The organism is Bordetella bronchialis, assembly GCF_001676705.1.
GTDB lineage: Bacteria > Pseudomonadota > Gammaproteobacteria > Burkholderiales > Burkholderiaceae_B > Bordetella_C > Bordetella_C bronchialis.
On record NZ_CP016170.1, the window covers coordinates 3725427 to 3739788 of the forward strand.

Below are 14362 nucleotides of genomic sequence, written 5' to 3' on the forward strand. Positions count from 1 at the left end.
ATCCCTTTTCCCAGTCATGAGCCTGCTGCGATCGGCCGCCACGGTCAGCAGTTTTACTTTGCTGTCCCGCATCGCCGGCCTGGTCCGCGACGTTCTGGTGGCCCGCGCCTTCGGCGCCGGGCCGCTGACCGACGCCTTCTGGGTGGCGTTCCGCATCCCCAACCTGCTGCGCCGCCTGTTCGCCGAAGGCGCCTTCGCGCAGGCCTTCGTCCCCATCCTGGGCTCCGTGCGGACCAAGCACGGCGACGAACACGTCCGCACGCTGCTGGACCGCGTGGCACTGCTCCTTACGTGCGTGCTGATGCTGATCACCCTGGTGGGCATCGCGCTCGCGCCGTGGGTGGTTACCGCCATGGCCAGCGGCCTGCGTGGCGAAGCCGGCACACAGGCCTTCGACGCCGCGGTCTGGATGACCCGGGCGATGTTCCCGTACATCCTGTGCATGTCGCTGGTGGCATTCGCCTCCGGCGTACTCAATACCTGGCGCCGCTTCGCCGTGCCGGCCTTTACGCCGGTGCTGCTGAATCTGGCGATGATCGCCGCCTGCCTGTGGCTGGCACCGCACTATCATCCGCCCGTCTATGCCCTGGCCATCGGCGTCATGGTCGGCGGGGTCCTGCAGCTTGCCATCCAATGGGCCGCGCTGGCGCGCCTGGGGCTGCTGCCGCGCTATAGCCTGCGCGTCCGCGCCGCCTGGTCGGACGCCACGGTGCGGCGCATCCTGAAGCAGATGCTGCCGGCCATCGTCGGCGTGTCGGTCGGCCAGATCTCGCTATTGATCAACACCAACATCGCCACCTGGCTGCCGCCCGGCAGCGTGACCTGGCTGTCCTATGCCGACCGGCTGATGGAATTCCCCACCGCCTTGCTGGGCGTGGCGCTGGGCACGGTGCTGCTGCCCAGCCTCTCGGCGGCCAACGCGCGCGCGGATACCGCTGGCTATAGCGCCCTGCTGGACTGGGGCTTGCGCCTGACGCTGCTGCTGGGGCTACCGAGCGCGCTCGGCCTGGCGCTGCTGTCCGACGGGCTGGTCGCCACCCTGTTCCATTACGGCGCCTTCGCCGCGCGCGACGTCTCGCAAACCCGCATGGCGGTGATGGCGTATTCGGTGGGCCTTATCGGCCTGCTCGCCGTCAAGATCCTGGCGCCGGGATTCTATGCGCGCCAGGACATCCGCACGCCGGTCAAGATTGCCATCGTCGCCCTGATCGCCACGCAGGTCCTGAACCTGGTGTTGGTCCCCAAGCTGGCGCATGCCGGCCTGGCGCTGGCGATCGGGCTGGGCGCCTGCCTGAACGCCCTGCTGTTGCTGACGGTACTGCACAAGCGCGGCGTTTACCGGCCCAGCCCCGGCTGGCCGATATTCCTGCTGCGCCTGGTGCCTGCCCTGGCCGCGCTGGGCGCCATCCTGCTCTATGCCGATGCGCGCCTGGATTGGGTCGCGCTACAGGCCCACAGCTGGACCCGCGTCGGCCTGCTGGCCGCCGTACTGGGCGCCTGCGTGGCGGTGTACTTCGGCTTGCTGTTCGTCTGCGGCTTCCGTCCGCGGGACTTCACCCGCCGGTCCGCCGCACCGAATCCGGCGCGCGGCACGGCCTGAGACCGTTGTTGTATCCAACACACAGTACGCCGCGCGATTCAGCCCGCCGATCCGGCTGAGCATGGCGACATCGGAAGGCATCCCGTCACACGGTTGTGCTAGGTCCGGCGGCTACCCGGTGCCGGGCAGGCGCCGGATTTTTTGCTTACCCCGCTGGCAAATTGCCCCTCTTCTTGATAAAACGCTTTAATATTTACAATTCGACACCCCTTGCGGCCACTTGGAAGCCAACTCTTGGATCAGGACGCCACCCCGGACAAATCGACGCCCGTCGCAGACCAGGTCGTAAACTGGCTGCTGCTGCTGCGTTCCGGCCGTGCGTCCCAATCGGACTACGCGGACTTCCTGGCATGGCGGGCCGAGAACCCCATGCACGAAAGCGCCTGGCAACAATTGACGTCCGCGCTGGGATCCTCCTTCGGCCGCCTCAGCGACTTCTATCCCATCGGCTTTTCCACTTCCAACGCCCGTCCCACGCTGACGCCGGCGATGGCCGCATACCGGTCGACGCCTCGACAGGCAAGCCGCCATGCGCCCGCCAATCCCGCACGGCGGCGCTTCGTCGCCGGCGGCGTCGCGGCGGCGACCGCCGCGGCGATGGGCGCCGTCATCCTGAACGAGGTCTATCCGCTGCATAACCTGACGGCGGATGCGGCCACCGCGACCGGGGAACGGCGGCTGTACATGCTGTCCGACGGCAGCCAGATGCTGCTGGACGCGCGCTCGCGAGTCCGCCTGGATTTCGCCGGCCCCCAGCGCAACATCCGCTTGCTGGAAGGGGCGATCACGGTATCGGTGGCGCACGACCCCAACCGCCCCTTCATCGTCACCACCGAGCAGGGGACGGTGCGCGCGCTGGGCACCCGTTTCATGGTGCGCCAGCAGGCCCGCCGCTCGCTGGTCGTGGTGCACGAGCACGAGGTGGAAGTCCAGACCCTGGAAAAAGCGCGCGGCGTCATCGGCGCCGGCATGGGCGCCCGTTTCGACGACGCCCGCGTCGATTCGCCGCGGGCCGAGCTGCTTGCCGACGCGGCCTGGGAAACCGGGTGGATCGCCGTGCGCAACCGTCCGCTGGCCGACGTCGTCGCGGCCCTGCGGCCTTATCGCAGCGGGATGGTGCGCATTTCCATGGCCGCCGGCGGGCTGCCCGTGACGGGCCAATTCCCCCTGGACGATACGGACGCCACGCTGGACACCCTGGAGCGCAGCATGCCCGTCACGGTGCGACGCTACACGCCCTGGCTGGTCAGCATAGACGTCACCCAGGCTTGACCCGCCGCCGGCGCCAGCCGGGGTTGGTCCCCGACGGCCTGGTCGTGCGCCGAACAGCTTGCTTTTCGGTCCGATCTTGTTAGAATATCGAGCTTTGCCGAATTTCTAACTTATCGCAACATGGCCAATACTGCCCAAGCCCGCAAGCGCGCTCGCCAATCGGTGGAGCGTAACAAGCACAATTCCAGCCTGCGCTCCATGCTGCGCACCGCCATCAAGCGCGTGCGCCAGGCCGTGGAAGCTGGCGACAAGGCGGCCGCCGCCGCCGTGCTGCAGAAGGCGACCAGCGTGATCGACCGCGTCGCCGACAAGAACATCATCCACAAGAACAAGGCTGCCCGCCACAAGAGCCGCCTGTCGGCTGCTGTCAAGGCCCTGGCCTGATCGATCTTCCGGCCGGCATCCGGCCGGCCCTGGCCGGATGCCGGCCGCTGGACCTGCCGGTCTTCGGGCCGCGCCCAACGGCTCCCCTATCCTGGGGTTCAGGATCGGGCAGGCAAGCTTGAAATCCGCGCCGCGCCGCGCGCGTGCCGCGCATGATTCAACACGCATGCCGCTCGCCGCATGGCGCGGGCAGGATGCAGGGGCCGAATGGCCGCACCGCGCCTCGCGCGGCGCCCAGGCTGCGAGTTCTCCTCGGCAAGTAAGAAAGGACGCTTCTGGGCGTCCTTTTTTGCTTGCCCGGGCGGCTAGCGAAAGGTTTCGCGCAACGCGAAAGTCGCTTGCTTGAACACGCCCAGGTCGGTGCCCACGGCCACGAAATGCATGCCCATTTCCAGATAGCGTTTCGCGTCCGCCACCACGGGCGCCAGGATACCCACGGCCTTGCCGCGGGCACTGGCGCGCTCGTATAGATGCCGGATGGCGGCCTGCACTTCGGGGTGCGAGGGATTCCCGATGTGGCCCAGGGCAGCCGCCAGATCGGAAGGCCCGATGAAAATGCCATCCACGCCCTCCACAGCCGCGATCTCGTCGACGGCCTCGATGCCCGGGCGGCTTTCGATCTGGAGCAGCACGCAGATGTTGTCGTTGATACGCTGCAGATAGTCGGGCACCGTCCCATAGCGGTTGCTGCGCTGCAAGCCCGCCACGCCCCGCATGCCGGCCGGCGGATACCGCGTGGCCGCCACGGCACGGCGCGCCTCTTCCGCCGACTCGATAAAAGGGATCAGCAGGTTATAGAAGCCGATGTCGAGCAGGCGCTTGATCTCCACGGGATCGTTGATCGTCGGCCGTCCGACAGCCGCCGATTCGCTGCCCTGCAAGGCCTGCAACTGCTGCAGGAACATGGGGACATCGTTGGGCGAATGCTCGCCATCCAGCAACAGCCAGTCGTAGCCTGCCAGCCCGGCCACTTCGGCGGTGATGTGGCTGGCCATACTCATCCAGAATCCGATCACGGTTTCGCGCGCCAGAATGCGCTGGCGAAAGCGATTGGGTAGCGGTGTAGTCATCCTTGTCCATCCTTCGAAGAGTGCCCGTCAGTCCATGCGGGCGCCGGAATCCTTGGCGGCCTTGCCCCATTTCGCGATCTCCGCCGTCACGAAGCCGGCGAACTGCTGCGGCGTATCGCCCCTGACCACGAAGCCCACGGACTCCAGCTTCTGCCGCAGCGCGGGATCCGCCAAGGCGGTCCGGGTGGCCTCGCTCAGGCGCTGCACGACCGCGGGGGGCGTCTTTGCCGGCGCCGACAGGCCGAACCACGATTCGGCGGCGAAACCCGGATACCCGGATTCGGCGATGGTCGGCGTATCGGGATAGGCGGGATTGCGGCTTTCGCTGGCGACGGCCAGCGCACGCAGCTTGCCGGCCTTGACCTGCGGCAGCACGTTATCCTGGTTCAGGAACAACACGGAGACGCGTCCGGCGATGGTATCCGTGATCGCGGCGGCGCCGCCCTTGTACGGCACGTGGACGAGGTCGATGCCCGCCGCGCGCTTCAGCATCTCCATGGCCAGGTGGCCGGAGGAACCATTGCCCGAACTAGCATGCGTGTACTTGCCCGGGTTGGCTTTCGCCAGATCAATGAATTCCTTGAAGGTCTTGGCCGGGAAATCGGGATTCGCGACCAGCACGTTAGGGCCGGTGGCCAGCAGGGAAATATGCGTGAAATCGCTGTCCCGGTACGGCATGCTGGCGTACAGCGCATAGTTGATCGCATTGGACCCGACGCCGGAGAGCAACAGGGTATAGCCGTCCGGCGCGGCCTTGGCGACGACGTCCGAGCCGATATTGCCGTTGGCGCCGCCCTTGTTTTCCACGATCACGGTCTGGTTCAGCGCCTTGCCCAGTTCGGCGGCGACCAGGCGTCCCACCGCGTCGGTACTGCCGCCGGGCGGGAAAGGCACGACCAAGCGTATGGGATGCGACGGCCACGCGCCCTCCTGGGCATGCACGGGGGCGCCGGCCAATCCCAGTATTGCCAGGGCGACGGCTGGCAGTACCTGGCGTCGAAGGCGATTGAACTCGATACGGGGGAACATGCGTGTCTCCTTGCTATTGATGTTGTCGTTTGTCCCGGAGGCCGATCACGCCTGGGACGTCACGGGTTCCAGTACATAAGCGGCCTTGCAGCGCTCGCAGATTTGGCGCAGGCGGATATCGAGCGCGGGCGGGATGGGTATGCCGTGGCGTTCGCGGTGCGCGCGGGCCCGGGCCTCGGGCTCGCCGGCCACCTGCACGGGGACGTCGGGCTGCGCCGGCGGCGTGTCATGCAGGGCGTCGATCATGTCGTCCAGGTCGGCCTCGAAAGAGCCGGCGTCGCGGAAGGCGTCCGGGTTCAAGGCCAGGAAGAAATGGCCGATGTTGTCGGGGTCGCGCGGGCCGCGGCGTTTGGCGTGCAAGGCGGCGAAGCCGCTGCCGGTCAGCGTGGAGCCCAGGATCTGCGCCATCATGGCGAGCCCGTAGCCCTTGTGGCTACTCATCGCGGCCGTGCCACCCAAGGGCGACAGGCCTCCTTCCGGATGTTTGAAGATATAGGCCATGGCCTGCGCCGCATCGGTGACCGGCTCGCCGCGTCCGTCCATGGCCCAGCCCGGCGGCAAAGGCTTGCCGTGGAAGTCGTAAACCTTGACCTTGTTGGCCGCCACCGTGGTGGTCGCCATATCGAGCACGAACGGTTCGTTCTGCGCCGCCGGCGCGGCGAAGGCGATCGGGTTGGTGCCCAGCATGGGCATGGCCGCGGCGGTAGGGACCATGATGACGCCGTTCGCGCTGCTGGTGACCAGGCCCACCACCCCACGGCGCACGGCGATGCGCGCATAGACGCCCGCGGCGCCGAAGTGATGGGAATTGCGCACCGCCACCGCGCCGACGCCCTGCTCCAGCGCCTTGTCCACGGCCATGTGCATGGCCTGCGCCGCCACGGGATAGCCCAGGCCGGCCATGCCGTCCAACAGTGCCGACGCGGGCCCATCGCGCACCACGCGCGGCCGCGCGCCGATGGCCAGCGTACCGGCCAGCACCTTGTCCTCGTAGCTGGGCAGCATGGAGATGCCATGCGAATCGATGCCCAGCAGGTCCGTCTCGGCCATCAGGTCCGCCGCCGTATCCGCCAGATCGTGCTGCATGCCCCAGGCCCGCAGTACCTGCACGATCTGTTCGCGTACGGATCGCGCCGAGGCATTGAAGCCCGATGTCTGTTCGCTTGCCACTGCCTGTCTCCCTATAGTCGTTCGCGGGGCGATGGTGACGCCCCGTCAATCCCGGTCGCGATCCACCAGGCGATAGCGGGCCTGCCCCAGATGGAACTGCATGGCGGTACGCGCGCGTTCGCCGTCCTGTTCGCGTATGGCCGCGAGGATGCTGGCGTGCTCGTCCATCACCCGCTCGGCGCGCTGCCGCGAACCGGTGCGCGTAAGGTTGAGCGACAGCCGCATAAAGCCATGTATGGACTCATGGATGGTTTCCAGTACGCCCAGGAAGAAGTCATTGCCGCTGGCCTCCGCGATACTGGCGTGGAAGGCCAGGTCGGCCTCGGCGGATACCTGGCCCTGCGCCAGCCCCTGGGCGAAGAACTCGTGCGCCTCGACGATTTTCTTCAGCTGTTCCTCGGTACGACGCAGCGCCGCCAGCCGTGCCGCGTCGCCTTCCAGGGCCACCCGCACTTCCTGCGCGCGCAGGTACGCCCCGACGTTCTGCACGTCGCCGAAGGTTTTCAGCCGCGGCGCCGGCTGATGGATGACGAAGGTGCCGAGCCCCTGGTACGCGCTGACCAGGCCGTCGGCGCGCAAGCGCAGCAGCGCCTCGCGCACCACGGGGCGCGACACGCCGAACTGCTCGCAGATCTCGTGTTCCGACGGCAGCTTATCGCCCACATTCAGATCGCCGGAAGCGATGCGGTCGAAGATCTGTCCATACAGCTGGTCGCCCAGGCGCACGCGCTGGCTGCGATCGAGCATGCGCGCGCCATCGGCGCCGGCTTCTGCCGCGCGGACGCCTTCCACATCCTGCGTGCGTTGCTTGATGGACACCTGACTCTCCTTTGAATCGATGGCTAATCGTACGCCATCGGCATCGCCAACCCCGCAGCGGCCGCTCAGGCGGGCTGCATGTCGCGATCGCGCGCCAGCAGCGCGCGAGCCACCGGTGCGACGCGTTCGCGTTCGGCGGCCGACAGGCCCGTCAGCAGCGGCAGCATCGGCCCCATGTCCGCGACACCAGCCAGCGTCACCGCGTCGTGCAACACGCGTATCGGGCTGATCTCGTCGCGGCAGTCCTCCAGCGGCATGTAGGCCGCGCGGACGCGCTCGGCCTCGGCCACCCGGCCTTCCTGCAGCAACCGCAGCAACAGCATGGAGCCGCGCGGCGCCACGCATACCGAACCCGAGGTGAAACTCTGCAGGCCGAACTCGCGGCAATGGACGATGGCCGGGCGCTCGCCGATGCCGCTTACCATCAGGCGCGCGTCCACCGCCTTCAACAGGGCGGACAGATACGGATCCTGGGCCGGGTCGCGTCGCACCACGGCGTACTTCACGGCGACGATGCGGCCTTCCTCCACCAGGCGGCCCAGCGTGGCGGGCGCAATGTAGTCGGATGACTTGATGTAGACCACCACGGGGCGGGATATGGCATCGCTGAAGCGGCGGATGCCGTCCGCCAGCCCGGCGTCGCTGAACGGGAAAGACATGGGCAGCAGCATCGCCGTCGGAAACGCCCGCGATTTCAGGATGGCCGCCTGGTCCATCAATTTGCCGTAATCGGGCCCCGCGGAAGGCAGTACCCACGTATCGGTACCCGCCTGTTCCGCCAGGAAGTCCACGATGCGCGCGTATTCGCTCACCGCGACGTTATAGAAGTTGGCATTGCCGCCGTACATGACGCTGCGCACGCCCCCCTGCTCCAGGTGGCGCAGCAGGGCCGTATTGGCCTGCGTATTCAGGCTCAGGTCGGCATTGCGGGCAAGCGGCGGGACGGCGATCACCGAACGGCGCAGGTCGTCGACCGTAACGGGCGTGGTTTTCATGAGGGGCTCCTGTTGCTGGGCGAAGCGCGGATGCCGCCCGACGGGCCGCAGGGCCCGCCCATCGCGGCACGGCAGACTTGTCCGACAAGCCCCGCGTCCATGAGGCAAAAGTATACTTGGTTGACATATCCCAGCTCAATACATATAGTTGTTTTACAAGCACGAAGTCAGACGACTGATAACAACCGAGGCGCGCGGGGCGCTTCCCGTGGCCACGCGCGGCTTCACGACAGCCAGGAGACAACCATGACATCCCCCCTACGCACCGTGGCATTGGCCGCCGCCCTGAGCCTGGCCGCGGCCCTGCCTGCCGCCGCCAAGTATCCGGACAAGCCGGTGACCGTAATCGTCCCCTTCGTACCGGGGGGCTCCTCCGATATCACCGCGCGGGCGGTCCTGCCGGGCATGAACAAGATCTTCGGCCAGACCTTCGTGGTGGAGAACAAGCCGGGCGCGAATGGCTCGATCGGCGCCCAGGCCCTGGCCCGCAGCACGCCGGACGGCTACACGATGATGGTGGGCTCCATCGGAACCTTTGCCATCAATCAGGCGCTTTACAAGGACTTATCGTACAACCCGAGCAAGGACTTCAAGTACCTGACGATGGCGGTGCGCAACCCCAACGTACTGGTCGCGGCGCCCAGCTTCCCGGCAAACACCGTGGCCGAGCTCGTCGCCTATGCCAAGAAGAATCCGGGCACGGTGTCCTATGCCTCATCGGGAACAGGCTCGTCCGACCATCTCTCGGCCGTACTGTTTCGCCAGAAGACCGACAGCACGGGGGTGGACGTGCCCTATCGCGGCGGCGCCGCGGCCATCAGCGACCTGATCGGCAGCCAGGTCAACGTTTCGTTCCAGAACCTCGGCGCGGTGCTTTCGCACATCAAGGCGGGCAAGCTGAAGGCGCTGGCCACGACGGGCGACCAGCGCATCCCGGACCTGCCCGACGTGCCCACCATGGCCGAAGCGGGCATCAAGGATATGGTGGTGTATTCCTGGCAGGGCTTTGCCGTGCCTGCCGCGACCCCGGCCGACATCGTCGCCCAACTGTCCGACGGCTTGCGCAAAACGCTGCGCGATCCCGCGGTGGAAAAAACGCTGCACGGCCTGGGCTTCGAAGTCGTGGCCAATAGCCCGGAGGCATTCACCCAGTTCCAGCAAGCCGAGGTCAAGCGCTGGCAGGAAGTGATCGCGAAGAGCAACATCAAGTTGGAGTAAATTACCCTCACCTTTGCCCATCGACTTTCCACGAACGCGAACGCCCATGACCGCCAAGCACCGCATCATCCAGGTCGGCTCCTATGCCGGCTCCCCCACCGCGAATGAACGGCTTGCCCGCGACTACGACGTCGTCGAATTGTGGAAATACCCCGACCGCAAGGCCGCCCTTGCCGAACATGGCAAGGGCATCGACGTGCTGGTCACGTCCGCCAGCTTCGGTTGCACGGCCGACATGATCGAGGCCTTGCCGGACCTGAAAGCCATCTGCAGCTGGGGCGTGGGCTATGAGACGATCGACGTCCAGGCTGCGCTGCGCCGCGGCGTCCAGGTCAGCAATACGCCCGATGTCCTGACGGACTGCGTGGCGGACCTGGCCTGGGGCCTCATGCTGGCGGCGGCGCGCCGCATTGCCTACGGCGATCGCTTCGTGCGCGCGGGCGGATGGGGCCAGGTGCATGGCAGCATCCCGCTCGGCGCCCGCGTAAGCGGCAAAAAACTGGGCATCGTCGGCCTTGGCCGCATCGGCCAGGCGATCGCCAAGCGCGGCGCCGGTTTCGATATGGACGTGCGCTATCACAGCCGCAACAAGCGCGACGATGTCCCTTATGCGTATGAAGGCTCGCTGGTCGACCTGGCCGCATGGGCCGATTTCCTGGTCGTGGCCACGGTCGGCGGCCCGGGCACGCATCACCTGATATCGCGCCAGGTCCTGGAAGCCCTGGGCCCCAAGGGCACGATCATCAACATCGCGCGCGGTCCGGTCATCGACGAAGCCGCGCTGGTGCAAGCCCTGCAGGAGGGCAAGCTGGGCAATGCGGCGCTGGACGTTTTCGAGCACGAGCCCAAGGTGCCTGATGCCCTGAAGGCCAACGACAACGTCGTGCTCCTGCCGCATATCGGCAGCGCGACGTACGAGACCCGCCGCGATATGGAAGACCTGATGCTGCAAAACCTGGAGGCCTACCTGCGCACCGGCAAGGTGGTGACGCCGGTCTCCGCATAGCGCGCGGCGCAAGGACGATACGCGGGCGCGGGTCCAGGGGCGGAGCCTGCGGCCCTACGCCCGCACCATACGCCCATACCATACGCCCATACCTTACGCACAGGCCTTGGGCCTAGGCCGGAGGAACGATCTCCCGTTCTTCCGTCTTGAGCCGGTTGTCCTTGGCGAAATCCATGACGAACTTCCAGGCCAGCGGCTCGAGTTCCCGCAGGCGTTCGTCCACGACCACGCTACTGTGGCCATCGATGATGACGGGCAGCACGTAGGGCGAGTAATACAGCGGACTGGCGGGGGCGCTACCCGGGGGGCGGAACTGCGACATGACGCCGGCGAGCCGTTCGGCCCAATCGCTGGGTCGAAATCGCTGGCCTTCTTCCGTAACACCTAGGATGACGAATTGTCGCACGCGGGAATACCGTTGGTTCTGCTGTCGGCGACGGGCGCGGCGCGCCGTCCATGACCGGCCGCGATACGCGGATCGCGAAGCCGATTGTATATGATTGATGGTTGCCGACATTGTATTCGGCCACCCGCCTCCAGGTCGAACGGCTGTCTTCCGGCCAGCTTTTCCCCTGCTTTTCCACGCATCCCGCCGCAACTGACGCGTTTGAAAAAGAACGGGCATAATGAGGCGCCTCGCCTGTCCCTCGGCAGGCGGGACCAACGATGTGCAGACCGACCATGACAACAGCAAGCACCCAAACCGGCCCCTTGCGCCATTTCCTGCAGTTCCGCGACTTTTCCGCCGCTGAAATCGCCTACGTGCTCGATCGCGCGCGCCTGATCAAGGACAAGTTCAAGCGCTACGAACCGCATATGACGCTGCACGACCGCACGCTGGCGATGGTGTTCGAGAAGGCCAGCACGCGCACGCGCGTTTCCTTCGAAGCGGGCATGTACCAACTGGGCGGATCGGTCATCAACCTGACCTCCAACGATTCCCAGCTGGGGCGCGCCGAACCCATCGAGGACACGGCCCGCGTGATCTCGCGCATGGTCGACATCGTCATGATCCGGACCTTCGAGCAAACCCGCATCGAGCGCTTCGCTTCGCATTCGCGCGTCCCGGTCATCAATGGCCTGACCAACGAGTTCCATCCCTGCCAGATCCTGGCGGACATCTTCACCTACGTGGAGCACCGCGGGCCGATCGCCGGCAAGACCGTGGCCTGGGTGGGCGACGCCAACAACATGTCGTATACGTGGCTCCAAGCCGCGGAAATGCTGGGGTTCACGCTGCACGTATCGACGCCCTCCGGCTATGAGCTGGATCCGGTGCGCATCGGCTCGCCGCCCGACACGGTGCTGCGCCAGTTCAAGGACCCGATGGAAGCCTGCCGCGGCGCGCACCTGGTCACCACGGACGTCTGGACCAGCATGGGCTACGAGGCCGAAAACGAACAGCGCCGCGCGGCCTTCGCGGACTGGTGCGTGGACGCCGACATGATGGCGGTGGCCGCGCCGGACGCGGTCTTCATGCACTGCCTGCCCGCCCATCGGGGCGAGGAAGTCACCGGCGAAGTCATCGACGGCCCGCAAAGCGTGGTATGGGACGAGGCGGAAAACCGCCTTCATGTCCAGAAGGCGTTGATGGAGTTCCTGCTGCTCGGGCGCCTGTCCTGACAGCCATGCCGGCTGCGTGGCCGACCCGGTCCGGGCCGCCCGCGTGGCGGCCCGGGTGCCTGTGGGCCGGGCGGGCTCGGGTCGCGTCCCGCGCGCGGCGTATCTACGCAATGGGCTTGAACATCGTCCGCTTGGTATTGCGGAACGATGGCCGCACCCGGTCGCTCCATGCCGTGGCCCGTACCGCGAGCCACGGCGGGCTGCCGAACGTCTCCAGCGTTTCCAGGTCATAGCAGGCGTGGTAGCGTGGCGCGGCCTCGTGGCACGCGAAACGTTCCGCCCGCACGGTGCCCGGCACGCCCGCCAGCCCGGGCAGGTGTTCCTGGTCATACCAGTCGTTCAGGTCCTGGTCGGCCTCGGGCAGCACATCCGTCTCGACAATGTAGTGCCAGGCGGCAGGGCGCCCGGCCGACGCACCGGGAAGGTCCGATAGCCTGCGCAACCATCGCATGGCGGCGCCGGGACAGACTTCCGCCGCGCGAGCCTGCAAGTCATGCGGCGCCTGGCCGCCCGGGCCCGCCAACCGGCAATAGACGTAGGTTTCCTCGGTGTCCACGCCCGCATAGCCCTGTACGGCAAGCGGGCCGCCCTGCCCTGGCCGCCCCAATTCGCGTGTCAGCGCCGCCAGGCGCTCGGGGCTCATGCGCTGCCCGGGCAGCTTCAGCAGCAAAACATCGGCCGACGATACCGGTCCGCCCTGCGGTGAACGATCCATGCTTTCCTCGCGGAAAAAGCGCCATGGTCGCTCAAGACAGCCCCGGCGGCAACGGCCGCGACCCCACCGCAAAAGCGGTAAAATCGCAGGTTTTCTCCACCCGGGCACACGCAATGGCAACCATCCTTCAGCACATCCCCGTCGGCCAGAAGGTCGGCATCGCGTTTTCAGGCGGTCTGGACACCAGCGCCGCGCTTCACTGGATGCGCGAGAAAGGCGCCGTGCCCTATGCGTACACCGCCAACCTCGGCCAGCCCGATGAACCGGACTACGACGAGATCCCCCGTCGCGCCATGCAGTACGGCGCTGAAAAAGCGCGCCTGGTCGACTGCCGCAGCCAACTGGTGGCCGAAGGCATCGCCGCGCTGCAAAGCGGCGCCTTCCATATTTCCACGGCCGGCATCACGTATTTCAATACGACCCCCATCGGACGCGCCGTGACGGGCACCATGCTGGTGGCCGCCATGAAGGAAGACGACGTCAATATCTGGGGCGACGGCAGCACGTTCAAGGGTAACGACATCGAGCGCTTCTACCGCTACGGCCTGCTGACCAATCCCGACCTGAAGATCTACAAGCCCTGGCTGGACCAGACCTTCATCGACGAGCTGGGCGGCCGCGCGGAAATGTCCGAGTACATGCGCCAGGCCGGATTCGAATACCGCATGTCGGCTGAAAAGGCCTATTCCACCGACTCCAACATGCTGGGCGCCACGCACGAGGCCAAGGACCTGGAGCACCTGAACTCGGGCATCCGGATCGTGCAGCCCATCATGGGCGTGGCCTTCTGGCGCGACGAGGTCGAGGTCAAGCGCGAGGAAGTCACCGTGCGCTTCGTGGAAGGCCGCCCGGTGGCCCTGAACGGCGTGGAGTACAACGACCCGGTCGCTCTGATGCTGGAAGCCAACCGCATCGGCGGGCGCCATGGGCTGGGCATGAGCGACCAGATCGAGAACCGCATCATCGAAGCCAAGAGCCGCGGCATCTACGAAGCTCCCGGCATGGCGCTGCTGTTCATCGCCTACGAGCGCCTGGTCACCGGCATCCACAACGAAGACACCATCGAGCAGTACCGCGACAACGGCCGCAAGCTGGGCCGCCTGCTGTACCAGGGACGCTGGTTCGACCCGCAGGCCATCATGCTGCGCGAGACCGCGCAGCGGTGGGTCGCGCGCGCCGTCACCGGCGAGGTCACCGTCGAGCTGCGCCGCGGCAACGACTACTCCATCGTCAATACCGATTCCCCCAACCTGACGTACAAGCCGGAACGCCTGACGATGGAAAAGGGCGAATCCGTGTTCTCGCCGCAAGACCGTATCGGCCAGCTCACGATGCGCAACCTGGATATCACCGATACGCGCGACAAGCTGTTCACCTATGTGAAGGCCGGCCTGCTGGCGCCTTCGGCCGGCGCCGCCCTGCCGCAGATCAAGGAAGACAAGAAGTAAGCCGCGCGGCGCC

At 66.6% G+C, this 14362-nt stretch carries 14 protein-coding genes; 7 read left to right on the top strand and 7 right to left on the bottom strand.

Going from position 1 to position 14362, the window contains the following annotated elements; all coding sequences use genetic code 11:
- Positions 1-16 precede the first annotated feature (16 nt).
- The 3 genes from murJ to rpsT all read left to right on the top strand — a co-directional run bounded on the left by murJ (position 17) and on the right by rpsT (position 3256).
- Entirely contained in the window at positions 17-1600 is a 1584-nt protein-coding gene (murJ, locus tag BAU06_RS16400) for a murein biosynthesis integral membrane protein MurJ (RefSeq protein WP_066352064.1), read from the top strand.
- 234 nt (positions 1601-1834) lie between these two features.
- Complete coding sequence (locus BAU06_RS16405; protein WP_066352067.1) at positions 1835-2872, top strand: FecR family protein; 1038 nt, start codon at positions 1835-1837, stop codon at positions 2870-2872.
- A 120-nt stretch (positions 2873-2992) separates the two neighbouring features.
- Positions 2993-3256, top strand: coding sequence for a 30S ribosomal protein S20 (gene rpsT, locus BAU06_RS16410; protein ID WP_066352075.1), 264 nt, complete (start codon positions 2993-2995; stop codon positions 3254-3256).
- Positions 3257-3561: 305 nt separating this feature from the next.
- Here the strand turns inward: rpsT and garL are convergent, their stop codons facing one another.
- The 5 genes from garL to BAU06_RS16435 form a co-directional block, all read right to left on the bottom strand.
- On the bottom strand, positions 3562-4326 hold the full coding sequence (gene garL / locus BAU06_RS16415) for a 2-dehydro-3-deoxyglucarate aldolase (RefSeq protein ID WP_066352079.1): 765 nt from the start codon (positions 4324-4326) through the stop codon (positions 3562-3564).
- 27 nt (positions 4327-4353) lie between these two features.
- Positions 4354-5355, bottom strand: a complete 1002-nt coding sequence (locus BAU06_RS16420) for a Bug family tripartite tricarboxylate transporter substrate binding protein (RefSeq protein ID WP_066352084.1) — start codon at positions 5353-5355, stop codon at positions 4354-4356.
- 45 nt (positions 5356-5400) lie between these two features.
- Entirely contained in the window at positions 5401-6441 is a 1041-nt protein-coding gene (locus BAU06_RS16425; protein WP_231934110.1) for an Ldh family oxidoreductase, read from the bottom strand.
- Positions 6442-6570: 129 nt separating this feature from the next.
- Positions 6571-7272, bottom strand: coding sequence for a FadR/GntR family transcriptional regulator (locus BAU06_RS16430; protein WP_066359216.1), 702 nt, complete (start codon positions 7270-7272; stop codon positions 6571-6573).
- Between the two features lie 137 nt (positions 7273-7409).
- On the bottom strand, positions 7410-8339 hold the full coding sequence (locus BAU06_RS16435) for a dihydrodipicolinate synthase family protein (protein WP_066352089.1): 930 nt from the start codon (positions 8337-8339) through the stop codon (positions 7410-7412).
- A gap of 246 nt (positions 8340-8585) precedes the next feature.
- Between BAU06_RS16435 and BAU06_RS16440 the strand changes: the two genes are divergently transcribed.
- Both BAU06_RS16440 and BAU06_RS16445 read left to right on the top strand, forming a co-directional pair.
- Positions 8586-9557: a Bug family tripartite tricarboxylate transporter substrate binding protein gene (locus BAU06_RS16440; RefSeq protein ID WP_066352093.1), complete on the top strand. Its 972-nt coding sequence runs from the start codon at positions 8586-8588 to the stop codon at positions 9555-9557.
- Positions 9558-9603: 46 nt separating this feature from the next.
- Positions 9604-10563, top strand: a complete 960-nt coding sequence (locus BAU06_RS16445) for a 2-hydroxyacid dehydrogenase (protein ID WP_066352097.1) — start codon at positions 9604-9606, stop codon at positions 10561-10563.
- 112 nt (positions 10564-10675) lie between these two features.
- On the opposite strand, the gene BAU06_RS16450 is transcribed toward BAU06_RS16445, so the two are convergent.
- The gene (locus tag BAU06_RS16450) at positions 10676-10969 is read right to left on the bottom strand and encodes a DUF3579 domain-containing protein (protein ID WP_066359217.1); all 294 of its coding nucleotides are present in this window, start codon (positions 10967-10969) and stop codon (positions 10676-10678) included.
- Between the two features lie 275 nt (positions 10970-11244).
- On the opposite strand from BAU06_RS16450, the gene argF reads away from it, so the two are divergent.
- The gene (argF, locus tag BAU06_RS16455; RefSeq protein ID WP_066352104.1) at positions 11245-12186 is read left to right on the top strand and encodes an ornithine carbamoyltransferase; all 942 of its coding nucleotides are present in this window, start codon (positions 11245-11247) and stop codon (positions 12184-12186) included.
- Positions 12187-12289: 103 nt separating this feature from the next.
- Here the strand turns inward: argF and BAU06_RS16460 are convergent, their stop codons facing one another.
- Positions 12290-12901 carry a DUF4286 family protein gene (locus BAU06_RS16460; protein ID WP_066352114.1) on the bottom strand — a complete coding sequence of 204 codons (612 nt, stop codon included), beginning with the start codon at positions 12899-12901 and terminating at the stop codon, positions 12290-12292.
- Between the two features lie 113 nt (positions 12902-13014).
- On the opposite strand from BAU06_RS16460, the gene argG reads away from it, so the two are divergent.
- Entirely contained in the window at positions 13015-14349 is a 1335-nt protein-coding gene (gene argG / locus BAU06_RS16465; protein WP_066352125.1) for an argininosuccinate synthase, read from the top strand.
- Positions 14350-14362: the final 13 nt, after the last annotated feature.